Annotated in this window: 17 protein-coding genes; 9 read left to right on the forward strand and 8 right to left on the reverse strand. The window is 42.2% G+C overall.

Translation table 11 applies throughout. The features are described from left to right. The 3 genes from V7K60_RS06655 to V7K60_RS06665 all read right to left on the reverse strand — a co-directional run. On the reverse strand, window positions 1-239 hold a 239-nt coding region (locus tag V7K60_RS06655; RefSeq protein WP_334923983.1), incomplete at its 3' end, for a hypothetical protein. 838 nt (window positions 240-1,077) lie between these two features. Then, a complete protein-coding gene (locus V7K60_RS06660) occupies window positions 1,078-2,436 on the reverse strand; it encodes a HEAT repeat domain-containing protein (protein ID WP_334924034.1) in 1,359 nt (452 codons plus the stop codon). A 115-nt stretch (window positions 2,437-2,551) separates the two neighbouring features. After that, on the reverse strand, window positions 2,552-2,965 hold the full coding sequence (locus tag V7K60_RS06665; RefSeq protein ID WP_334923985.1) for a QcrA and Rieske domain-containing protein: 414 nt from the start codon (window positions 2,963-2,965) through the stop codon (window positions 2,552-2,554). 511 nt (window positions 2,966-3,476) lie between these two features. Between V7K60_RS06665 and V7K60_RS06670 the strand changes: the two genes are divergently transcribed. From V7K60_RS06670 to V7K60_RS06700, 7 genes are all read left to right on the forward strand, one after another. Beyond that, window positions 3,477-5,069: a ferredoxin--nitrite reductase gene (locus V7K60_RS06670; RefSeq protein WP_334923987.1), complete on the forward strand. Its 1,593-nt coding sequence runs from the start codon at window positions 3,477-3,479 to the stop codon at window positions 5,067-5,069. A 248-nt stretch (window positions 5,070-5,317) separates the two neighbouring features. After that, window positions 5,318-6,820, forward strand: a complete 1,503-nt coding sequence (locus V7K60_RS06675) for a NarK family nitrate/nitrite MFS transporter (RefSeq protein ID WP_334923989.1) — start codon at window positions 5,318-5,320, stop codon at window positions 6,818-6,820. Between the two features lie 356 nt (window positions 6,821-7,176). Further along, window positions 7,177-9,402, forward strand: coding sequence for a molybdopterin oxidoreductase family protein (locus tag V7K60_RS06680; RefSeq protein WP_334923990.1), 2,226 nt, complete (start codon window positions 7,177-7,179; stop codon window positions 9,400-9,402). 402 nt (window positions 9,403-9,804) lie between these two features. Further along, window positions 9,805-10,263, forward strand: coding sequence for a phosphate-starvation-inducible PsiE family protein (locus V7K60_RS06685; protein WP_334923992.1), 459 nt, complete (start codon window positions 9,805-9,807; stop codon window positions 10,261-10,263). A gap of 113 nt (window positions 10,264-10,376) precedes the next feature. Beyond that, the gene (locus V7K60_RS06690; protein WP_334923994.1) at window positions 10,377-10,829 is read left to right on the forward strand and encodes a nitrate reductase associated protein; all 453 of its coding nucleotides are present in this window, start codon (window positions 10,377-10,379) and stop codon (window positions 10,827-10,829) included. 331 nt (window positions 10,830-11,160) lie between these two features. After that, on the forward strand, window positions 11,161-11,763 hold the full coding sequence (locus tag V7K60_RS06695) for a DJ-1/PfpI family protein (protein WP_334923996.1): 603 nt from the start codon (window positions 11,161-11,163) through the stop codon (window positions 11,761-11,763). A 590-nt stretch (window positions 11,764-12,353) separates the two neighbouring features. After that, a complete protein-coding gene (locus tag V7K60_RS06700) occupies window positions 12,354-13,736 on the forward strand; it encodes a PrsW family glutamic-type intramembrane protease (RefSeq protein WP_334923997.1) in 1,383 nt (460 codons plus the stop codon). 305 nt (window positions 13,737-14,041) lie between these two features. Here the strand turns inward: V7K60_RS06700 and V7K60_RS06705 are convergent, their stop codons facing one another. The 4 genes from V7K60_RS06705 to V7K60_RS06720 form a co-directional block, all read right to left on the reverse strand. Then, complete coding sequence (locus V7K60_RS06705; protein WP_334923999.1) at window positions 14,042-14,689, reverse strand: hypothetical protein; 648 nt, start codon at window positions 14,687-14,689, stop codon at window positions 14,042-14,044. Between the two features lie 147 nt (window positions 14,690-14,836). Beyond that, window positions 14,837-16,411, reverse strand: a complete 1,575-nt coding sequence (locus V7K60_RS06710; protein WP_334924001.1) for a CHAT domain-containing protein — start codon at window positions 16,409-16,411, stop codon at window positions 14,837-14,839. Window positions 16,412-16,559: 148 nt separating this feature from the next. Then, window positions 16,560-18,827 carry a protein phosphatase 2C domain-containing protein gene (locus V7K60_RS06715; protein WP_334924003.1) on the reverse strand — a complete coding sequence of 756 codons (2,268 nt, stop codon included), beginning with the start codon at window positions 18,825-18,827 and terminating at the stop codon, window positions 16,560-16,562. A gap of 667 nt (window positions 18,828-19,494) precedes the next feature. Beyond that, window positions 19,495-19,854 carry an NAD(P)H-quinone oxidoreductase subunit M gene (locus tag V7K60_RS06720; protein WP_094350943.1) on the reverse strand — a complete coding sequence of 120 codons (360 nt, stop codon included), beginning with the start codon at window positions 19,852-19,854 and terminating at the stop codon, window positions 19,495-19,497. A gap of 869 nt (window positions 19,855-20,723) precedes the next feature. On the opposite strand from V7K60_RS06720, the gene V7K60_RS06725 reads away from it, so the two are divergent. Next, window positions 20,724-21,008, forward strand: coding sequence for an Npun_R1517 family heterocyst differentiation transcriptional regulator (locus tag V7K60_RS06725; RefSeq protein ID WP_334924005.1), 285 nt, complete (start codon window positions 20,724-20,726; stop codon window positions 21,006-21,008). A 585-nt stretch (window positions 21,009-21,593) separates the two neighbouring features. On the opposite strand, the gene V7K60_RS06730 is transcribed toward V7K60_RS06725, so the two are convergent. Beyond that, window positions 21,594-22,289 carry a response regulator transcription factor gene (locus V7K60_RS06730; RefSeq protein WP_251959533.1) on the reverse strand — a complete coding sequence of 232 codons (696 nt, stop codon included), beginning with the start codon at window positions 22,287-22,289 and terminating at the stop codon, window positions 21,594-21,596. Between the two features lie 153 nt (window positions 22,290-22,442). Here V7K60_RS06730 and V7K60_RS06735 point away from each other — a divergent pair, with 153 nt between their 5' ends. After that, window positions 22,443-22,766 carry a hypothetical protein gene (locus tag V7K60_RS06735; protein WP_334924007.1) on the forward strand — a complete coding sequence of 108 codons (324 nt, stop codon included), beginning with the start codon at window positions 22,443-22,445 and terminating at the stop codon, window positions 22,764-22,766. Window positions 22,767-22,772 lie beyond the last annotated feature (6 nt).

The following is a 22,772-nucleotide window of genomic DNA, read 5'->3' on the forward strand; positions in this document are numbered from 1 at the left end:
CCAGTGCCTGTAGTTCCACTAGAGCTTCCAGTGCCTGTAGTTCCAGGAGCTGTGCTTCCAGTGCCTGTAGTTCCACTAGAGCTTCCAGTGCCTGTGCTTCCACTAGAGCTTCCGCTACCGGAGCCTCCACTGCCAGAACCTCCACTTTGGGCAGAAACTAAAGGAGGTAAAGATACAGAAACAAAACTGATGGCAAAGACAGTAGCTAAAACAGCTTTAGATAAATTCAAAGGCTTCATGCTTATGGTTCCTTTTATGTTCTAGATTTCTGTGGTTGATTGATTTTCAAAAGCGATATTGTCTCCTCAATCCACAGCTAAATCAGGTAAATTCCGACATAGAAAGATTGAGGAGTGTTTTACTTGGCTTCTTCTGGAAATGTTGAAATGATTTGAAAATACAACAACTTACTATTCGCCCCATTCAACAAAATAACTCATAAACAGTAATTAATTCAATATTAAGAATCCACGAACAAAAGTCGCTTGTTCAAAATAGAAATTAAATATTATCTTTACTTTTATTTATTTCATTTTACTTAATTACTTATTATTAGGAATTATTTTGTTGTTGTTATTGGCTAGCATAAGTGTTATTTTTTCGCCGGACTTCTACCATAAGAGGAAAACTACTTATATCGCAGGAAATAATTTGGCATTGAAGTTAAATTAGTTTATAAGCGTAAAACGTTTTAGAGTCTGTAATTTAGATAAATCGATTTACCTAAGAGGTACAAGCGATCGCTAAGTGAAGCAGGATTTTCATCTCAGTAAATATAATTACTTTGTTGACATTAGTTTTTAGTTATTTGGATATAAATCAACTAAAAACTTTAAACAGCTAGATGCTGCTAGCGGTTGAGACTCTATAAACAATACTTCACAATATTATCTCATCTGAGAACTTATAACTTCATACTCCAGGTGTGTCTTACTTTAGACTTAAGGAATACTTTTATTGTCAGTTAAGTAGGACGGCGTAAATAATTAAAAGTTTGTAATGAGGATTTTAGTCCTCTCTTATCTACGAAAGGCTGCACCAACGAGACGCTACGCGATTAAAAGTTGAGACTGAAATTTACCATTCGGCTAAAGCGATCGCTATTCCTTGTTTTAAATCTGGTGTGATTGCATCATTATTTGCTAACTCCTGCAATTGTTGATGTGTGGCTTCCTCATTCAGATTTTTCAGTGCTGCGATCGCATGTAGTCTCACCGATGGATTAGAATCGCCTAACAGCGAAATCAATGGTTCAATTGCTTGCATTTCGCCTAACTGTCCTAAAGATAAGGCGATCGCACTTTTGATGCTGGCAGTTTCTGTGGCTGGATGCTGCGTTCGCGGAGCGTCTCCTAGAGAAGCTCGCCGTTCGCGTAGCGTTCCGCAGGAAAGGCATCGCAGTATTTGCAGTAAGATTTCTGCGGCTGGTGTAGTTAACTGGGGTTTTTGCACTCTTCCCAAAACTGTGATAATTTCTTGCCACACTGTTTCTGATGTACTTTGATTCAGTGCTGTTTGCAAATATTCCAAACTCGATAACGTCCCTACCCAACTTAAAGCACGGATAGTTTCTAATTGCAGCGTTATCGGTGTTTGGGGTGAAATCAGCAAATCAAATAAGTATTTGGCAGCGTCATCATTACCAATCCGAGAAAGGGTAACTGCGGCTGCACAACAAACATCAAGGTTAAAGTCGTAAAGTTTGGGTTGCAGTCTCGTTATTAAATCTAATGCTTGGTGTAAGTCGGGGCGAAAACCTAAACCAAGCACTGTTGCACGCCTCACTGTGGCGGCTGTATCATCCAAAGCTTTTAACAATACTGGCAGTACACGTTCATCATGAAAACTGCTGAGGGCTTCAATTGCGGAGGCGCGGATTGCTGCTTGTGGATCTTGCACTACACTTAACAGCGGCGTGATGGTTTCTGGTTGCCGAATACAACAAAGCGATCGCACTGCTAACAATCGTGTATTTTCATCTAATAGAAGTTCAGTTAGTGAAGCAATAGCAACAGTACCCATTTGTCCCAGTGCTGTCGCGGCGATCGCTTTGAGTTCTTCATCCTCATCATTTTTCAATAATTCAACTATGGACGCGATCGCTTCTGGGTGTTGAAATTCGCCCAAAATCCTTGCTGCATACCAGCGCAATTCTTCTTCTGCATCTTCATCTTCTAATATTTCAATTAGAGGTGGGATGGCAATATTACCAAAGTGAATCAATACTTTGGTAATTTCCCAGCGTTGCTGAAAATCTCCCATCTCTAAGATTGAAAGTGTTAATTTCAGGAGATATTCTCGATTTTTAACTATCTCTGGATCTTCCGAGTCTGTCCCTAAAATTAACTGTTGCAAATATTGAATTAGTGATGACCAATCAGCTGCATAATATGCTGCCTCAGCTTGCACCAAAAGCTGTTTGATGTTACTCACAATATCTTGCTTTAATTATCATCTTTTACCTCCTGCCCCCTGCCTGGTTGTTGAGCGACTTGCCCTGAGCGTAGTCGAAGGGAGTCGAAGGGAGTCGAAACACTGCCCCCTGCCTCCACTAGCTTGGCTTGACTACAACCGAATTACCCTCAATCTTGGCGGCGTAAGTTTTCAGGGGGTTTGTCGCTGGGCCTTTTTGCACTTTACCATCGGCTCCATATTCCGAACCATGACAGGGACAAGCGAATTTTTTTGCATCAGCTTTCCATGCTACAGTGCAACCTGCATGAGTACAAGTAGGGTCAACAGCAGTTAGATTTCCGGCTTTAGATGTGCCGACTACCAGCACAGATCCAGCAGGTGAGTTTTTTGCCAGCAATTGACCTGTTTTATCTAATTCTGCTGATGTACCTACTGTTTGCCAATCTTTAGATGCTGGAGTTGTTTGAGAAGAACAAGCTGCGATCGCTACTGGTAGAGAAGTCGCAATCCAGCCCAAACCTACCCAATTAATAAAATCACGACGTTTCATAGCTGCTGAAATGATATCTAAGTTTTAGCTAACATCTGCCATTCAATTTTGGATTTTAGATTAATCTATGGCGATCCAAAATTGCTTCAGTCATCTCAAATACCGTTAATTAAGGGTTCTACATCGTTCATTGGTGACTTTAATGTAAAAAATGCATAGTATTCATGCATTTTTTGCAGATTTTACCAAAAAACGTAACAAGTTATACGATTTTAACAAAAATCTCGCCTTAAGTTATGAGTATCGAAATTGTTACATGAACATTATCTAAACCTGCTTGACAAATTCCCAAGATGTAAATGGCCACAAATTTTCTTTAAATAACCACGGATTTGAAGTTTCGCGTTGGAATGTTCTTGAGTAAAAATAATCAGCCGTAGTTAACATGTTAAGTTTTTATTCCCTAACCCTCGTAGATACAGCACCTGATGTAACTACGGATTGATTGGTATTGGGAAATTACGACCACAGTTCCCGATCATATCAGTAATTTGCAACGAGATTCAGCCTCATGACAGACACAGCAAATACCACTAGCCTTAATAAGTTTGAGAAATTAAAAGCAGAAAAAGATGGACTCGCCATCAAGAGTGAGATAGAGAAATTTGCCGCACAGGGTTGGGAGGCGATGAACGAAACAGATCGCGATCATCGACTCAAATGGGTAGGCGTGTTTTTTCGGCCAGTTACCCCAGGCAAGTTTATGATGCGGTTGCGGATGCCTAACGGTATTCTTACCAGCAGCCAGATGCGTGTTTTGGCCCAAGTAGTGCAGCGTTACGGTGATGATGGTTGCGCTGATATTACTACCAGACAGAATATTCAATTACGGGGGATTAGGATTGAAGATTTACCAGATATCTTTAATAGATTTCACGCAGTTGGTTTAACCAGTGTGCAGTCAGGGATGGATAACGTTCGCAATATTACAGGCGATCCTGTGGCGGGGTTAGATGCAGATGAGTTGTACGACACGCGAGAGTTGGTACAGCAAATTCAAGATATGCTCACCAATAAAGGGGAAGGAAACCCAGAATTTAGCAACTTACCACGGAAGTTTAATATTGCGATCGCAGGTGGACGAGACAATTCAGTTCATGCTGAAATTAACGATTTGGCTTTTGTACCAGCATTTCAAGAAGCAGGGGAGCAAAATTTCCCCTCTGCTCATTCCCACGACAAAATTTTCGGGTTTAACGTTTTAGTCGGTGGCTTTTTCTCAGCTAAACGCTGTGAGGCGGCGATTCCTCTGAATGCTTGGGTACTTCCCGAAGATGTAGTAGCAGTATGTAGAGCGGTTTTGGAAGTATTTCGTGATCATGGTCCACGTGCTAATCGGCAAAAATCGCGCTTGATGTGGTTAATCGATGAATGGGGTTTAGAAAAGTTTCGAGCAGAAGTAGAAAACCGTTTGGGTAAATCATTAATATCCGCAGCAGCAAAAGACGAAATCGACTGGGAAAAACGCGACCACATTGGGGTATATAAACAAAAACAAGCAGGATTAAATTACGCAGGTTTAAACATTCCTGTCGGTCGGTTGTATGCCGAAGATATGTTTGAAATCGCTCGTCTAGCAGAAGTTTACGGCACTGGCGAAATCCGTTTCACAGTTGAGCAAAACATTGTTATCCCCAATATTGCTGACTCACGTTTAGCAACATTTTTAACAGAGTCTTTGCTGGAAAGGTTTTCGATTAACCCTGGTTTGCTGACGCGATCGCTAGTATCTTGCACAGGCGCACAATTTTGCAACTTTGCCCTCATCGAAACCAAAAACCGCGCCCTGGCAATGATTAAAGTCTTAGAAGAAGAGTTAACCTTCACCAATCCAGTGCGAATTCACTGGACAGGTTGTCCCAACTCCTGCGGACAACCCCAAGTTGCAGACATCGGCTTGATGGGAACTAAAACTCGTAAAAATGGCAAAACCCTCGAAGGCGTTGACATATATATGGGTGGCAAAGTCGGCAAAGATGCCCATTTGGGAACTTGTGTTATGAAAGGCATACCATGCGAAGACTTGCAGCCAGTATTGCAAGATTTATTAATCAAAAACTTTGGGGCAAAACTCAAACAGGAAGCCCTAGTAGTTAGTAACTGATTGGGCATTGGGCAAAACTCATACTTCAACCTTAAAAGCTCAACTTCCGAGATAAAAGGCTCAACTTCCCCTCAATAAGATCCCCCCGCCTGTGGCGGGCGACCCCCTTAAAAAGGGGGTAATTAGAAAAAAAAGCCCCCCTTTTTAAGGGGGGTTGGGGGGATCTTCGACAAATAAACACGTTAACCGAACTATATTGCATCTTCCCCTACCTCTTCTCCGTATTTTATTCAATTAGAAAGATTAGAATGCTTAAAAACTTATTTTCATTTAGCGATCGCTACCGCATCTTACATCAGACTTGGTTTGCTTTCTTTCTCACCTTTGTTTGTTGGTTTAACTTTGCCCCCTTCGCTACAACCATTGGCAGAGAACTACATCTAGCACCAGAACAAATCAAAACTTTAGGCATCTGTAACCTCGCCCTCACAATTCCCGCACGACTAATAATTGGGATGCTTCTGGATCGTTTTGGTCCCAGAATCACCTACTCAATTCTGCTGATGTTTGCGGTTATTCCCTGTTTGGCGACGGCGCTAGCGCAAGATTTTAATCAACTAGTCATCAGTCGTTTGCTAATGGGGATTGTCGGATCTGGGTTTGTTGTGGGTATCCGCATGGTGTCCGAATGGTTCCAGCCGAAGGAGATGGGAATTGCTCAAGGTATTTATGGAGGTTGGGGCAACTTTGGAGCTTTTGGTGCAGAGTTTGCCTTGCCGATACTTGCAGTTTCTACGAGCTTTTTCGCTAGTGGTGCTTCTAACTGGCGGTTTGCGATCGCATTTACAGGGATTATTGCAGCTATCTACGGCATAATTTATTACAACAATGTCCAAGATACACCCACAGGCAAAGTCTACAAAAAACCTAAGAAAAATGGTTCTCTAGAAGTAACCAGCATTAAAAGCTTTTGGGCGATGATTGTCTCGAATTTTGGTTTAATTTTCGCCTTGGGTTTATTGGCTTGGCGTTTGGAACAAAAGAACATTCACTTCTTAACTTTGAGCCAAATGTATCTGACTTGGTTACTATTTGCAGGATTATTTGCTTACCAAAGTTACAAAGCTTGGGAAGTAAACCGAGAACTACTAATTGGCAAGAAAACTTACGCTCCATCTGAACGCTTCCAATTTGGTCAAGTAGCCTTACTCGAATTCACTTACATAACTAGTTTTGGCAGCGAACTGGCAGCTGTTTCTATGCTCCCGGCCTTTTTTGAAAAAACTTTTGCTTTAGAGCATGTTGTCGCTGGGATGATTGCTGCTACCTATCCCTTCTTAAATTTAGTTTCTCGTCCCAGTGGTGGCTTAATTTCTGATAAATTTAGCTCCCGAAAGTGGACAATGACAATTATCAGTGCTGGCATTGGTGTTAGTTATTTGATGGCACATTTTATTAGTAGTAACTGGCCAATTCCGGTAGCGATCGCAGCCACAATGTTTGCCGCCTACTTTGCCCAAGCTGGCTGCGGTGCAACTTACAGCATCGTTCCCCTAATTAAGAAAGAAGCCACTGGACAAATTGCCGGTAATGTGGGAGCTTACGGTAATTTTGGTGGTGTAGTTTACCTGACAATTTTCAGCTTAACCGATGCTCCAACACTATTTTCCACAATGGGTTTAGCTGCACTAGTCTGTGCTTTTATGTGTGCCTTCTTCCTCAAAGAACCAAAAGGTTCCTTTGCCGCTGCATTTGAAGGTGAATTCCCAGAATCCGCAACGAAAAACCCTATCTTCTTAACTGAAGAATAAACCTGTCTTGAAAATAGAGAGTAGGCAGTAAGGCAAATAAATTCTCATAGTTCGTAGTAAGGCTTTAAACCTTGTTTTCTAAGCAATAAAGCGCTTACTACAAACCCTAAAAACTAGCTTAACAAAGTACTAAATACAGTTTTGTCTAAGTTCGTAGCGAATGGACTCAAATAAACTTTGCGCTCCTTTGCGCTATACTCTGCGCCCCTACCCTGCGGGAAGGCGAAGCGCCTATGCGTTTAAATTTCAACCCTCAATTCACCACGATTTTACGCAAAGCTGTACTAAGTTACGCTTCTCAACCTGTCGCTACATCTGAGGTTGCACAATCCAAATAACAAAATGGTACAACTGCCATGAGTGAATTTACCAAAACTCTCTGTCCCTACTGTGGTGTTGGCTGTGGTTTAGAAGTTTCACCTCCAGCCCAACTGGGCAAAGCAACTAGTCGAGATAGCCAAGGAAATCCAACTTGGCGGGTGCGCAGTGATAAAGCCCATCCATCCAGTCAAGGAATGGTTTGCGTCAAAGGTGCAACGATCGCAGAATCTTTAGATAAAAATAGATTACATTACCCAATGGTGCGAGACTCATTAGATGGAGAGTTTCGCCGCGTTAGTTGGGATGAAGCTTTCGATCTGATCGCCAAGCGCATTCAAAATGTCCGCTTCACCCAAGGGCCAGAAGCTTTATGTATGTATGGTTCCGGTCAGTTTCAAACCGAGGATTATTACATAGCCCAGAAACTCATGAAAGGCTGTCTGGGTACTAATAATTTTGATGCTAACTCTCGCTTATGTATGTCTAGTGCTGTGGCTGGCTACATTCAAAGCTTTGGCTCAGATGGGCCTCCATGCTGTTACGATGACTTGGAGTTAACCGACTGTGCATTTTTAATTGGTACTAATACAGCCGAATGTCACCCCATCGTTTTCAATCGACTGGAAAAATATCACAAAAAGAACCGCAAAGTCAAAATGATTGTGGTTGATCCCCGTTGCACACCAACCGCAGAAGCCGCTGATTTGCATTTAGCAATTCGTCCTGGTACAGATATCGACTTGTTAAACGGCATCGCCCACTTGTTGATGCGTTGGAACTACATTGATACGATGTTCATGGACGACTGCACCAGTAACTTTCCTGCTTATGCTGAGGTGATTCGCCACTATCCGCCAGAAGTGGTGGCTCGTCAATGTGGAATCAGTATTGAAGATTTAGAAACAGCAGCTCGTTACTGGGGTCAATCTGAGCGGGTACTGTCTTTGTGGTCAATGGGTGTGAATCAATCGTCGGAAGGGACGGCTAAGGTAAGAACTATCATTAACCTACACCTGATGACTGGACAGATTGGCAAACCTGGGGCTGGTCCTTTTTCCCTCACTGGTCAGCCGAACGCGATGGGAGGACGGGAAGCCGGAGGTTTGGCGCATTTATTACCGGGTTATCGGACGGTGAAAGATCCCCAGCATCGTGCAGAAGTTGAAGAGTTTTGGGGACTCAAGCCAGGACAAATTTCGTCCAATCCCGGTTTGACTGCTTGGGATATGATTACTGAGTTGGAAAATGATGCTGTAGAGTTACTGTGGATTGCAGCTACCAACCCAGCTGTGAGTATGCCAGATTTGGAGCGAACTAAAAAGGCGTTGCTGCGATCGCCTTTCACTATTTACCAAGACGCTTATTATCCCACAGAAACCTCTGCCTACGCTCACGTTCTACTACCAGCAGCCCAGTGGGGTGAAAAAACTGGCGTGATGACAAATTCCGAACGAGTGGTAACTCTGTGTTCAGGATTTCGCCAACCACCAAGAGAGGCTAAAGCAGATTGGGAAATTTTTGCTGAAGTTGGACGTAGATTAGGTTTTGAGAAAGAATTTGCCTTTGCTAACTCTGCTGAAGTTTACGCTGAGTTTGTTAAACTAACTAAAAATCGCCCCTGTGATATGACAGGTCTTAGTCACGCGCAATTACAGACACAAGGCCCAACTCAATGGCCTCACCCTGAAGAAAGCAGGGGGAGCAGAGGAGCAGAGGAAGCAGGGGGAGAAGCATCTGCCAATCGCTCTGGGAAAAGACTATACACTAACTTGCGCTTCCACACCCCTGACGGACGCGCTCGATTTGGGGCATATTACTCCAAGGGATTGGCCGAGCCACCAGACCCAGATTATCCGTTTGTGCTAACTAATGGAAGACTTTACGGACACTGGCATACGCAGACACGCACCGGTCGAATTGAAAAAATTTGCAAAATGCATCCCGAACCGTTTATCGAAATTCATCCCCGTGATGCTGCTCGGTTAGGTATTGTCGATAGTATGTATATAGAAGTGCGATCGCGTCGGGGTAAAGCGAAGTTTCCTGCTAAAGTGACAAAAGCGATCGCGCCTGGTACAGTTTTTGTCCCTATGCATTGGGGTTCGCTGTGGGCAGATAATGCCGAAGCCAACGCCCTCACTCATCCAGAATCGTGCCCCGATTCACTGCAACCAGAATTAAAAGCCTGTGCTGTGCAGTTGATACCAATTTCGGTGGAAGTTCCCATCAAAGATTATCAACTCCAGTCCTCACAATGGTAAGCTGCAAAGCGTAGCTCGAAAGTGATAATTTATAACCAGCAATAGGCAATTTCGTCAATAATCAATAGTCAATAGTTATTATCATTTTTTATGACTCTCTAATTTTGACTGTTACCAATTACTATATCTAAAGAGGTAAAATTCTAGCAAGAAGAGGTTTTACTAGAGTTAGTTTTAGCTATGGATAAAGAATAAAAAAGCATAGAAACTTACAAAACATTGTCAGACATCTTTTTTTAATAAATCCTGGCAGTTTCAGTCCAGAGAGCTAGGTCATCAGTAAGTTTTTTGCCAGGGTCAAAGAGTTGCAGAACTTAATTACGAATTACGAATTACGAATTATTTTTAATCCTCTAGATTTATCTATGGGATTTTCTTTTATTTAAAAATCGGGTGCAGCAGATGAAAAAGTTATTGAGGGAAATTCTAAGGGCTACCAAAGATGAGAACTTCATGCACATCATTGAAAACATAGAAGTGCTAGTTTCTAAAGTTCTATCTATTTTTATGGTGGTCGTAATTTTGGTAGCGATCACAGATTTAGGAATCTTTATTTTTAAAGAATTATTTACAATTCCTTATGGAAAGTTTAACACAACTCTGTATAAGGTTTTTGGTCTATTTTTAAATATTTTAATTGCCTTAGAAATTTTAGAAAATATTACAGCCTATTTACGAAGACACGTTTTTCAAGTTGAATTAGTTATTGTCACTTCTTTAATTGCTGTTGCCAGAAAAATTATTATTCTTGACTTAGAAAAAATTGGAGGTCTTGATATAATCGGTCTAGGTGTAGCTATTCTTGCCTTATCAATTAGTTATTTGATAATTCGTCTCAGTAATTCAAAAGATGCAAGTTGAAGTAATTCGTAATTCGTAATCGGGATTTATACCCCACCACAAAACTTGCCGCTTTTTCCATTCCCTATTCCCCATTTCCCATACTCCCCCATCAACTTTGGGTTTGTCGAGCAATGACAGATTTCTTTGAATTTGAAGCAGACTTTGTTGATTCTCTGCGCTGTATCCCCATGCAGGTGCGTTGCAAATTAGATACCTGTGGCATCAAGCTAAAATTGCCTGATTGGAATCAGATGACGACAGATGAGCGTCAAGCTTTAGTCGAATTATCTTGCACTACAGAAACGGAAATTCAGTCTTACCGCGAGCATATCGAGCAATTAATTATACAACGCACAGGTATACCAACTACAAAATTGCCCATTGAGCCTCATCCTGCATGGCTAGACTCTGCCACTGTCCCAGCTAGCGTTCAGGAAAAAGCTCAAGAAATAGGTGTAACCCTAACACAGCAAGATTGGGCAGCTTTAACGCCCTTACAGCGTTTTGCTTTGATTAAACTCAGTCAGCCAGGACATGAAAACAAAAACTTTAACAGAGCGATCGCAGAATTTCATCTGCTTTAATTAGTCAATAGTCGTTTAAAGAAAAATCTCTAGGGTGGATTACACTTTGTTAACTTGCTGCTCTCAAATGATACATTACAACACAGTTAGTATTGTAATGTATCAAAAATTCATGCGAATACTAACGCCTAAAATAGCTAACTCTAAATTAATATTTACTTTATATAGCGTTTCCTAATAAAAGTGAGGTTAAGCGGTACCTCACCTGCATAAAGCTGTGCTTTATCTCTCCTTTCCATGAATTACCAGAGGAGTTTAAATATGTAATTCACGTCACGCACCTGGCAACCGCTACAAACAACTATTGATTAAAAAGTGAGGGTAACAAAATATGGCTGCAAAGAAACTTTTGATGCTTGTTGGCGACTATGTAGAAGACTATGAAGTGATGGTTCCTTTCCAGGCATTGCAAATGGTAGGACACACTGTCCATGCAGTTTGCCCCGACAAAAAAGCTGGTGATAAGGTGCGGACAGCAGTTCATGACTTTGAAGGAGACCAGACTTACAGCGAAAAACCCGGACACAATTTTACTTTAAATGCTACCTTCGCAGAAGTAAAAGCCACAAACTACGATGCCTTAGTCATTCCTGGAGGACGGGCACCAGAATATATTCGCCTCAATCAGCAGGTACTAGAAATCACCCGTCACTTTGCCCAAACGAATAAACCGATTGCTGCTATCTGCCACGGCTTGCAGATATTGGCAGCTGCTGATGTATTGCAAGGTAAGAGATGTACTGGCTACCCTGCTTGTAGCCCAGATATCAAGAGTGCTGGAGGGATCTATGTTGATATCCTTGTCGATCAGGCAATAGTTGATGGTAACTTGGTGACAGCACCAGCTTGGCCTGCTCACCCGCATTGGCTAGCAGAATTCCTCACAATACTTGGAACTAAGATTGAACACCCAGAACTAGCTACAGTTGTTTGAGGCAAGATACCGGAAATCTTTTGATTCAATACTTCAGAAGAGTTTCTTTCCCTACTCTCCACTCCAAAAGAGCTTAGTCAATTATCAGTGGCAAAAACAACTGACCTTTCAAGTGACGCTCCTACGTTGCTACCGCTTTTCTATGAGACGGGATGCGTTCGCGTAGCGTTCTGTTCGCGCAGCATCTCGTACAGAAAGAAAGGCGATAGCCTCTCCCTTTGGGAGAAAACCGTACTGGCTCACAATATACGACTGAAAATTATATATTTTTGAAATAGAACTAAATGCAGTAAAAAATACTATTTTTTAATAATTTGCAGTGGGTTTAATTTGCCGCTACGATGTCAAAAGTACAGGATTGAGATAATCTGATTTATCCGCTTAATAAGCCAGTTTTAGGACAAACTCTCAGCAGATGGAATACTTCTTTACATGAGGTGAAACAATTTGAAATTTTGCATCAATAATTTTAAATTTCTTAGCAGTAAGTGAAGCTATAGTGGATTTAGCAATGCTGCTGCTAATGTGGCTAAGGTTAGTCCTGCTGCCAAATTATGTGAAGAATTAGTTTAGAAACGCACTTCTTATCGATGACAGGCAAAAACGCAAGACATAATGCATTTCTGCGGCTAGTGTCTGGTAATGGGGCAGCTTTGGGAGCAGAATCTCGCTACTCGCTGCCCCCCAGTAAAGAGATGGTAATTGGACGCGACCCCAGCTGCCAAGTTGTCTTGGATGCCATGATGTACCGAATGGTATCTCGTCGTCATGCAGTGGTTCGTCCCCTCTCTCTATCCCCAGATAGCAAATTTAGCTGGGTGCTTTGTGACTTGAATAGTGCTAATGGCACTTATTTGAATGGACAACGCTTATATGAATGTCAGGAATTACACCCAGGCGATCGCATTTCTCTAGGTGCTGATGGCCCGCAATACATTTTTGAATATGAGTATACCTCACTGACTCCGGCGACGACAGTGAACCAAGTTACACCACTACCTTCGGCGACGAACTACCACAACCACACGCAATTAAAGCAGCCAGATTCTGTTAGCTTCACCCAGCTTTTTCCGATTATTTCTACTGGTAAAGATTTAACTAGTAAAGCTTACCTTGTACCGGGAATACTGACTGTAATTTTTGTGGTGCTGATGTTTGCTACAGTCGGTCGTCCCCAAGCTAATCAAGTGATCGTAGCAAGTTACATCGCCTTCGCTGCCTATTATTTTGTTTACCAACTTTGCGGTAAACAGAAGCCTTGGTGGGTGCTAATGGGTACGTCATTGGGTACAATCCTGGTTTTGCTCAGTCCGCTATTGGATCTATTTATTTTCGTATTTCGCGGCATCTTACCTGGAAGCTTGCCCACACCCCAAGAATCTATCACTTTCACAGAGTTACTAGTGCGGATGTTTTTTGGCGCTGGGTTGATGGAGGAATTACTCAAGGCATTACCTGTACTAGGGGCTTTTGCCATCGGTAGAATGTTGTCTTCACCTTGGCGAGAACGCATCGGCATCTGGGAACCTCTAGATGGTATTCTCCTGGGAACGGCTTCTGCTGTTGGCTTCACTCTCTTGGAAACCCTCGGTCAGTATGTGCCTGATATCACTCAAAATGTCACGCAACAGGTGGGTATAGGGGCTGCTGGTCAACTGGCAGGTTTACAACTGTTAATTCCGCGAATTTTAGGCTCTGTAGCCGGACACATGGCTTATAGTGGCTACCTGGGTTATTTTATCGGGTTGGCTGTCCTCAAACCTAGTAGAAGTTGGCAAATTCTGTCTATCGGTTATCTAAGTGCCTCTGCGCTCCATGCTCTCTGGAATGCTACAGGGTCAATCAATGCCTTGCTGTTGGTAGTTGTTGGAGTGTTATCTTACGCCTTTTTGATGGCGGCAATTCTCAAGGCACGGGCGCTGTCACCGACGCGATCGCAAAATTTTGCTACCCGATTTCTTGGCCCAAAATAGAGGAGCAGGGGAGCAGGGGGGAGAACAAGCAATGCTTGAGTATTTACCTCTTAGGATAGATGGCCTAATTTGAAAATCAGCATAATGTTAACTTATTATGGGGTAAATATACTTACAAAAATAAAAATCATTAAACTTATTCTTGCAAAAGTCTTGATTTTCGACTCTATATCTTTGCGTAAGGGAAACCAACATCTTTGCAAAACACACCTCTGAATAAAGATGAACGCAAAGCGTGAGTTACACGAACACAACGTGTAATGAAAACTTTTCTTATTCCCTACTCCCTAGTCCCGATGCAGCATTCATAGTTCAGGTTGAGACTTGTTAAGTTCAGTAAAAGCATAAGAAGCGATCGCTAAACTAACCTTTGCTTTTTCTACTTCTGATAAAGCTGTCCACTCGCTATTTTGAAGATTACTGAGTGCAGATACCGCGTTTTGCGATTCGCTACTTCGCATAGCGTAAGCAAAAGGACGAGCCAAAACGATAAGATCCTCTGTTCCCCAAGTTGGTAGTACTGTCTGAACGCACTCAACCAGTTGCTCGCTGATTAATTGGCGAGCCGCAAATATCTCAGCAGCTTTGGTGGCGATGGTGTTGAGCAATATTTGGGGGACACAGGCGGAAAAATTCGTACGTAATGTTTCTTGAAGGTTAAATACTACTGCCTGTTGTCGGTTATCATTATGGTCAGGTGTAGGAGTAATACTAGACCAAAGTGTATCTAGATGTCCGTAAAAATCTTGCGATCGCCTCATTAGTTCAACGCCCTGCAAATCTTCCATTCCGAACTGTTGTTCTAGTTCCTGAAAATAAGCTTCTGATTCATCATCACCTGGATTCCAGGGATAGTTAGCATCCTCTGGTTCTAGTAACGCTTCTAAAAACTCTAAATCTACTTGAGATGGCAAAGAAGAGAAAGTGTCTGAGCCGTTAATTTTGTGAGCCATATTTTCTTACCTCATGATTATTTGGTGGTATTGACAGCTACAAGTTCTAAGAGGAGATTTCCGCAAAAACTGTTGATTTTTTCTTCAAAAAAAACAGATTTTAAAAGCTAATGCTAAATACTCAAATTCATTTATGCAATAGCTTTGCTAGGAGTCTTCAATAACAAACTCCCAGGTTTCACCTTTAGCACTTCCAAACTTTAACTGCATTCCCGATTTCAAAGGGACTTCCTCTCGGAGGATTTGTTGCCAGCCATTAGGGCCTAAAAACCAGGTTGTGCCGTAGGTGGAAAAATCTTGCAAGTAATAAGTTCGCATCAATGTAGCATCAGTAAGAGTGTTGCGGCAGAAGATTTCGGCGTGGCGTTTGGATACAGATGGTTCGGGGATGACGATATCATTATCTTTCGTGCGACCGATGCGGGTAACTCCATAACGCAGTAACCAGGTTTTACCTTTGGGAGTTAGCGATCGTAAACTTGCAGTTGGAAGTGAGGAACCTACATCAGGAATGGCTGTATCTGGTAGTTCTGTAATACCTTCATCCAGATTCTTAATGAGTTCGCCATTAAAATCTGGATGCAGGTAGAGAACAGGCAAAGTCCAAGCAGGTTGATTAAATTTATACAGTGTTAACAACTCTTGCCTAGCCTGTGCTACGGCTTCATCAATTGGCTTGTGCGATCGCAAAGCTTCGGTAAAGGCTTGAATAAAACTGTGGCTTTCGTGGTCAGCGATTTCATCGCGCATCCCCAAAACTGCAGGTACACCATGACGAATCAATACTTCTGCTAAACTGCTGGCAGGGATAGCTTGATGATTGATCGCAGCTGGTTGTGCGCCCCAACAGGCGTTGAAAACCGCTAGTTTCACACCTGTACGGGTCAATACTTGCGCCAATTCTATGCCATTGAGGGGCATATCTGGTCGCAAAAACAGTAACCCGCCATCTGGGTCTGGCAAACCATGTCCAGCATAAAAGAAAACATTGTATTCTTTGGTTTCTAATTCATTAATCAACTGTTGTGGAGTTGGTTGGATGAGTTGATTCACTATACAAGGTGCATATCTTTGGGAGTTACCAGGCGTATCTGCAAGAGCTTGCTGTAAGATAGCGGCTTCTTGTTCTAGTTGCAGCTTGTCATCATGACCTAAAACCAGCAGGATACTTAAAGCTTGGTCAGTTCGCAAATACGGTAACGCGTCAACTTCTGTGGTGGTGCGACTAAATAGCAAATCTTGTGAGAGAGACATCGCTGATTGACCAGGCTTGCGCTGCATAATTTCCCAAGGCAAAGCGATCAGATCCGGGTCGCGAATTTCTAGTTGAAAGCGCAAACGTGTATGTTCACCCATAGCCATACCGTGACTGCGTTCTAGACTACCAAGAATTTGCCCGTCGAATACCCAGCGCCATAAATTCATTCCCAAGTATTGCATCAGACGACTGCTGTAGGGGCCAGTAGTTTGACCTGAAGGGGGTGCAATCCAATCTATGGGGAATGGGTTAGCGTTTTGAGATGTTGAGTTTGGGGAAATATCTAGGCGACCATGACCAGCAAACATCTGCTGCCATTCTTGCCAGACTTGGGTGAGTTCAACAGGCCATACACAGTCACGTAAAACGTAGCCACTGGGATACGGAGCCTTGACCACCCAAATGGCGAAGTTGTCAGTGCCAGTGTTTACGAGACGGGCGATCGCCAAATTCAGGGATTGCATGGATTCATTAAACTAAAAGCTAAAAAAAATAATTTCAAATAACAATTCTCCAAGGTGAAAATTTTCTACTTTTTTGACCTTGTAAGTTTTTTACTCTGATTGTTACCTGTTATTATTCCAGGTTTTTACTAGTTTATCGACTATTTTATTAAGTTGGACTGGTGTCAGATGGTTCAGTAACTGGCGGTTGCGTGACAGTTCTACATGGATTTGGTACGTCTGATTGTAAAACAACGCCAAAACGGTTGACTTGGGAGGAGTTCAGCAATACTGTTGCTGGCAAAGGTTTTGAATTTGGTGGAACTGAATTAGTTACAGCTGGGTTATTAGTATTAGCTGGAGTTTGTGTACTTTTATTGGCACAGACTCGCATAGACACCAAAAAACTGCCAGAAGCAGGATTTGGATTTGATTTTTTCTCAATAACTTCTAAAAAAGTCCCACGGGGGAGTGATTGGTTGTTTCCCAAAGAGATGTCATTATTGGTTTTTATTACCCAACCAGGAGAAAGATTAGCCAGCGATCGCGGTGTAGGTGTCGCTTCGATGGTAGGATTTTGAGTTTGTAACGGATTGGAAAAAATTGGAGAGACCCCTGATGGCGATCGCAGTTGCTTGACGAACAATCCTAAAAAGCCTGCTGCTACCACAAATATTAATGGAACTATCCACTGTAGGGGGAATTGACGAGTTCTAGCAGGCTCAGTGTCTGGAATCACCTGAGTTTTGTGGTTTGGGCTGCCTAAAAGTGTCGCATCTGTCGCCCTAGATGCGAAATCAACAGTTTTGGCAGAAGAACTCTGGGAAATCACTGCTTGGATGGTGATTTCTGGTTCCCAATATTGGACTTGATAGTGAACTAAAGCGACGGTGACATTATCGTGTCCATTTTTAGTATTAGCAATTTCGACTAATCTATCGGCAACAGTTGCTATATTTGCTTCCCCAATTAAAATCGGCAAGATTTCTGTTTCCCAGTACTCCTCCACCCGATCGAAGTCACTCAAACCATCGGATGTAAGCAGAAAAACAGCATCTTCATCGAGCATAAACCGTCCCGATGTGGGATGCAATGAAGTGCTAGACCCCATCCCCAAAGCTTGGACGAGAGAGCCAGCAGCACTCTGTTGTACTGCCTCACGGTAAATGGCATAACCTAGCCGCACTTCGCGGGAGGCGACATCATCATCAAGGGTAACTTGATAACAGCCGTGACGTGTAATCCAGTAAGCACGACTATCACCGACGTGGGTAATGTACATTTCATGAGCAACAGGCAATGCCATAACTAAAGTCGTGCCCATGCGTTGACGCCCTTGGCGATTTTCACCGTCATTGCGCTGACTGATTTTGTCATTGGCCATTGCCACTGCCTTATCTAGGTCATTCAGCAGCAGTGAAGGGTCTATGTGGTCGTAAGGAACCTTTGTTAGTTGTTGTACCTGCTGCTGGATCGTTTCAATGGCTAAATTTGAGGCTACACTGCCGCCCTCATGTCCACCGATGCCATCACAGACAATTGCTAAGGCTGTTGGCTGGGGTGGTTTGCTCACTAGAGTTCCACTGGGAGGGCTACAGGCATCTTCGTTACGTTGGCGACTTGGCCCAGTGTCGGTTTTGGTGATAATTTGGATCGTGGGTGTTTGCGATCGCCCTAAGCCAGCCAGTCCCCGATCTAAAACTCCGACTAATTGATCGGTTGAGTTAATCTCTCCCTGAATTAAAGCAAGGCTAACACGATCAACAAATTCTGCGATCGCTGGTTTGGCAGTGCTGACCAACTGCTGCCAAAATTCACCTAATTGGGGCAATTCTGGTGATGTGGTGCTGTCAAAACGCAATTCCAACAAACGTACTAACGATCCTTCTACCCGTAATACATAAGAGTCAAGTAAGCTAGAGGCGACACCTTCACTCACAAGAGGTTGCCACAGATGAGCTATTTGCCATAACCAATTTAGTTGGCGCATTGATGTTGCATCACGCCAAGCGGTGGTTAACTCGCTGCCCAGATGTAGTTGTTGGATAGTATCATCTACTAATAGTGGCGGTTTTTCTAAGAGTAATATTTCTCGGTGGGAAGACCCGTCAGCAACAAAAAGTACTCCATATACCTGCGGTACGTGTAAACGGTAAGGAATCAGTCTCAGGTAAGCTTTTAGAGGCTGCAAATTATCTAACTCAGGCGTTAGCGCTAATAAACCTGGTTTCGTATCTAAAAGAACAAATTTATCAAGGATTAAATAGCGATCGGCTAATATTTCTCCAGGGCTACCCACACTTGGGCTATCTACCACAGCCCAGAGATAATTTTTGGGTAGGGGGGTTGAACATCGCTGGCAAAACTTGTGAGTCAGGGGGTTGGCAGCCTGACAATTTTCGTTTGGACAGTAGAGCGTTGCCGCGTCATTTTCCATAGTTTTCGCACCGATCAGCGATTGGCAATTTCTTTAATAGCATTAGTAGGGACAATCTAGACCGCTCATCTTTCTTAAACTTGACATACCCAGACTTTAGATGATGATTTTAGCTGGTGGATATCAGCAGGTGCTAATACAAAACTTATCCAAAAAATACGCTCCTAAGTCAACCCTACAGCCTAATCATAGCTTCTATTGGCCTGTGACTCTCCATCACCAAAGCAACTAACTCCAACCCTGTCACCACAGCATAACCCAAGCATAACTGCGCGATTTGTTTTTGGTAAATTACCCCATCATCAACAGGCAGATAATGTTGGTATTTATTTAGTTTATAAGTAGGATAGCAAGAATTAACTTTAATTAAGAATTAAGAATAGCAAATATTAATTTTGGCAAAAGTACCTGATAAATGCAGTGACTCTAAAAATCTCTTTCAGACTGCTGTTGGTGGCAGGGGGGGTTAGCCAGTGCTGAGTTAAGAAGTAAACTTACAGCTCGGTGAGGTACAGATAATCGTAGGGGCACAACATGTTATGCCCCTACCCGTGTACTTCATTTACCTAAAATATGCTAGATGAATTTTTCCACTCTCAGCTGAGACACTTTTAACTCAGCACTCTTTGTACAGAAGGGTTCAGGTAGCCCGCTACAACTCATTAGCTTATTGTTTGTCGTCAATGGCAACTTGAGGGACTCCCATGCTGTAGTTAGTAACACGGGCAGAAAGATTGTAGCTGACTTCGCCGAGTTGCAGAAGCGATCGCAGATAATGCTCTAAGTCTGATCCCACACGGCGCAAGTTATAGTCTGTGAGGTCTGCGCCACTAGATGCTTCTACTAATTCATCAAATTTTCGATAAATTTTTTGCAGTGCATCTTCATTCCAATTAAATTCGTTATCTGGGTCAACATCTAAGGTTAAGACTTGTTGACTAGGAACTAGATCGCCATCCCGGTCAATTTCACCTGCAAAAATGCGGATATGCCGGGTTGTGGACTTGAGCAGCATCGGGTTATCCATAAAAAGGTGTAAGATTTGCGTGGATTACACTGAAATTATTGTAGACGTTATATCCGAGCTTGAATGCTCTCAATTTCAAAGCTTTGAATGCTGTTTTAAAAGAGTATATTGAATGGGCATAAGTAAAAATATCACCTTTACTGATGAGTTTGCTACTTCTGTTATGAGTTGAAGATATATTTAACTGCTAGTACTGACAGTAGTTGAATTATTTTTCTGTAAAAATTAATTTGTAGAGTATTTTCATTTTGTCTACAAATCTGACTTACTGCTAAGATTTTTGGACTCAATCAAGCCTAAAAGACGGTAGGGCTAGGCACTCAGCAGGAATAATTTTATCTGTGTACTTTTTTTTATGGAGAACAAAAGTTTTGACATTAATAATTATGCCGATCAATTTATCCTGAATTTTCTATTGCAAAAAACGTACATCAAGTAATTTCACTGAATAGCGCTACATCGACTGCTGGCTTTAATAAACTCAAAAAAATTCAGCGGTTTTACTTACGTATAAATACTAAAATTAAAGTAACAAGTAAAACTGTTATTGACGTTCACATAAAGTTGATGTAAAAACCTTTAAAAAGGTTGAACAACTTCTTACAGAAACTTTATTGTGTAGAATCTTAAAAACTGAATAATAGTTATGGCTTACCATAAGCTACATCTGGCACAGAAACGTCAAAATCTAGACACTCAAAATCTAGCTTGAAAATACACCACAGGAGAGTGAAATAGAATACAAAGGTGATTGATGAAGAAAAATTCTTAATTCAAGCACTTTGGATTCAAAAGGGATATAAAGAATTTTTGCTGGACATCTACCTCCTTACCCTCATAACAACCAAGTAAAGGAATCTCAATAAGCTATGAACTCCAAAGCATTACCACGCCAGATAAATAATCTCGAAGTAGGTGTTTATGAGTGTGAAATACATCTCAAATTCCGGTTGATTGAGGAAAAGAGTCTATTGAGCGATCGCGAGCAACTCTTACAGGTGCTACTTGATGCTTTAACCGAAGGTTCTGATGACTTTCTAGAAACGCTACAAGCGTCTGTTAAAGCCCAGGAAGTGTCTGAGTTTAATGCCTCACCTCAAATGCGGCGTCAGCTAATGCGCTTGCGTAATGTCGCGGAAAATTCTCCAACTTAAAGGTGTAATTTGATTAGTGAAAAATGTGAATTGGGCATCAAATCAAATGTTGATCCCATACCCCCGTTGCCATAAAAACTAAGCAGTCAGTAGATTTCATAAAATATTTTGATTTCTACTTTGTGAAAGTCTTATTTAGCAGCACAAAGTCCCAGGAACAGTTTCCGCTATTAAAAACTTTGTAGCAAAGGGTACTGGTAGAATCTAAAAGCAAATTCAGCCGGGTGCATTTTACCGAGTTTTTATCAAAACATTGCAGAATAATAAAACCCTGTGTCTTTACAGATGGGGAATTGGACAACAGGCGCAAATCTAATGAAAACCTAAAAGATCAAAGTAAAAATAAATAACCTTTCTTTTAGCTTTTTGCTGAAGCTAAGTGCCTGATTTGCTGAAATACTTATGTTTTATCTATTACTGGTAATAGGTCATGGTTTAGCAGCCAGTTACCTATTACCGATTATCCAGGAGTAGGGAAGTAGGGAGAGATGAGGGAGATGAGGGAGATGGGGAAGCAGGGGGAGAAGAATTAATAGCTAATGCCCAATGCCCAATGCCTAATGCCCAATGCCCAATGCCCAACCCTTATTTAGCAAGACCATGTTCCAGAGCAAAACGAACTAACTCTGTACGGCTATTGGTGCCGGTTTTACTAAATAAACGGCTGACGTATTTTTCTACATTGCGGACGCTGGTTTCTAAACGACGGGCGATTTCTTTGTTCATCAACCCTTCCGCGACCAAATTTAAAACACTTTGTTCTCTGGGAGTCAAATCAATTTTAAAAGGGGCTGGCGATTGGGAAATAGCATTTCTTTGAGTTAACAATGCTTTAATTTGGGCAATCTGATTGGCTAGTTCAGCAAGATCAGGGGTTTCAGCGTCATCTCCCGTACTCGCAGCTTTAGCGGCGCGACGGGCTAGCAAATTTTCGACTATAGCCACTAACTCGTCTGGATCAAAGGGTTTGGGTAGATAGGCATCAACACCAGCGTGATAGCCTTGAATGCGATCGCCTGTCATCCCTTTAGCAGTTAAAAATACTACCGGTAGTGCTTGGAACCGGGGGTCTTCTCGTAGTTGCTTCAGGAACTGATAGCCATCCACTTGAGGCATCATCACATCGGAAATCACTAAGTCAGGTGTATTCAGTTGCATCCATTCCCAACCTTCAAGGGCGTTACTGGCGACTTGAACGCTGAAACCGCTCTCTTGCAAATAGTCTTTCACGGCTTCCCGTATCCCTGGTTCATCATCCACCAGTAACAATTGTGCTGACATTTAAAATTCCCTTGAGTTTTCCTTTTTCCAATTTAGCGAAAGTTGACAGGCATTGAACAAAAGGATAGAAGGGAAGATGAAGAAGATATTGCCCTGTTTATAAGTATTAATATATAAAGGTACACTAATTGTAACTTTTTCCACAAAAACACTATGGTATGGTCACTAGAAGAAATTGCCAGAGATAGCCGAATAGCCAAAGAATATTTAGGGGAGATTTCTAGAAAAGAACCACCTCAGAGTGAACTGTGGGATGAAATACAGTCCGAAATCCTAGCAAAGTATGATGAGCAATTAGAGCAACTGGGAATTAATCTCTTTGACTGGGAGTTGATAAAAGCAATCAAGTATACCATTTGTTTAGAGGATGCCATCATCCGAACGCTGCAACGTGCAAAGTATGGTTTTGAAAGTAAAACCCATGCTCACAGATACTTTGCAGCCGCACTTAGGGAAGGTTGGACTCCAATCTGGTAGCAGGTT

Source organism: Nostoc sp., assembly GCF_036917555.1.
Taxonomy (GTDB): domain Bacteria; phylum Cyanobacteriota; class Cyanobacteriia; order Cyanobacteriales; family Nostocaceae; genus Nostoc.

What these genes read in the sequence shown, in the direction of transcription:
- V7K60_RS06670 (WP_334923987.1), top strand. Translation starts at nt 3,477, where the DNA reads ATGACAGACACAGCAAATACCACTAGCCTTAATAAGTTTGAGAAATTA.
- V7K60_RS06720 (WP_094350943.1), bottom strand. Translation starts at nt 19,854, where the DNA reads ATGGATAACCCGATGCTGCTCAAGTCCACAACCCGGCATATCCGCATT.
- V7K60_RS06735 (WP_334924007.1), top strand. Translation starts at nt 22,443, where the DNA reads ATGGTATGGTCACTAGAAGAAATTGCCAGAGATAGCCGAATAGCCAAA.
- V7K60_RS06725 (WP_334924005.1), top strand. Translation starts at nt 20,724, where the DNA reads ATGAACTCCAAAGCATTACCACGCCAGATAAATAATCTCGAAGTAGGT.
- V7K60_RS06690 (WP_334923994.1), top strand. Translation starts at nt 10,377, where the DNA reads ATGACAGATTTCTTTGAATTTGAAGCAGACTTTGTTGATTCTCTGCGC.
- V7K60_RS06715 (WP_334924003.1), bottom strand. Translation starts at nt 18,827, where the DNA reads ATGGAAAATGACGCGGCAACGCTCTACTGTCCAAACGAAAATTGTCAG.
- V7K60_RS06665 (WP_334923985.1), bottom strand. Translation starts at nt 2,965, where the DNA reads ATGAAACGTCGTGATTTTATTAATTGGGTAGGTTTGGGCTGGATTGCG.
- V7K60_RS06685 (WP_334923992.1), top strand. Translation starts at nt 9,805, where the DNA reads ATGAAAAAGTTATTGAGGGAAATTCTAAGGGCTACCAAAGATGAGAAC.
- V7K60_RS06705 (WP_334923999.1), bottom strand. Translation starts at nt 14,689, where the DNA reads ATGGCTCACAAAATTAACGGCTCAGACACTTTCTCTTCTTTGCCATCT.
- V7K60_RS06680 (WP_334923990.1), top strand. Translation starts at nt 7,177, where the DNA reads ATGAGTGAATTTACCAAAACTCTCTGTCCCTACTGTGGTGTTGGCTGT.
- V7K60_RS06730 (WP_251959533.1), bottom strand. Translation starts at nt 22,289, where the DNA reads ATGTCAGCACAATTGTTACTGGTGGATGATGAACCAGGGATACGGGAA.
- V7K60_RS06695 (WP_334923996.1), top strand. Translation starts at nt 11,161, where the DNA reads ATGGCTGCAAAGAAACTTTTGATGCTTGTTGGCGACTATGTAGAAGAC.
- V7K60_RS06675 (WP_334923989.1), top strand. Translation starts at nt 5,318, where the DNA reads ATGCTTAAAAACTTATTTTCATTTAGCGATCGCTACCGCATCTTACAT.
- V7K60_RS06700 (WP_334923997.1), top strand. Translation starts at nt 12,354, where the DNA reads ATGACAGGCAAAAACGCAAGACATAATGCATTTCTGCGGCTAGTGTCT.
- V7K60_RS06710 (WP_334924001.1), bottom strand. Translation starts at nt 16,411, where the DNA reads ATGCAATCCCTGAATTTGGCGATCGCCCGTCTCGTAAACACTGGCACT.